Annotated in this window: 1 protein-coding gene; it reads left to right on the top strand. The window is 56.6% G+C overall.

What is annotated here, in order from left to right:
* A partial coding sequence (locus tag LRL21_RS45105; RefSeq protein ID WP_240422241.1) for an ABC transporter permease occupies positions 1–297 on the top strand: 297 nt, incomplete at both ends.

Raw genomic sequence — 297 nt, 5'->3', positions numbered from 1 at the left:
AGGAGTCGGCGAGGGACGCGGGTGCCGGACCGTTTCGCGTATTTTGGTATATTACGCTACCCATGGCGCTGCCCGGCATTGTCGTCGCATCAATCTTCACGTTCCTCTCCTCGCTGGATGAGGCGCAGGGCACTTTCATGGTCGGCATCCCGGATTTCCGAACCATGCCACTAATCATGTATACGATTGTTCAGAACTACCCGACGACCGCGGGCGGCGTTTTCTCAATCATTTTAACGCTGCCGACGATACTGCTCCTGCTGGCCGCCCGCCGTTTCATCAATGCGGACGTACTAT

Origin of the sequence: Paenibacillus periandrae, assembly GCF_022458865.1 — a bacterium.
Lineage (GTDB): Bacteria > Bacillota > Bacilli > Paenibacillales > NBRC-103111 > Paenibacillus_S > Paenibacillus_S periandrae.
The sequence above is the reverse complement of the archived record's forward strand: the minus strand, read 5'-3'. Positions and strand labels throughout refer to the sequence as shown.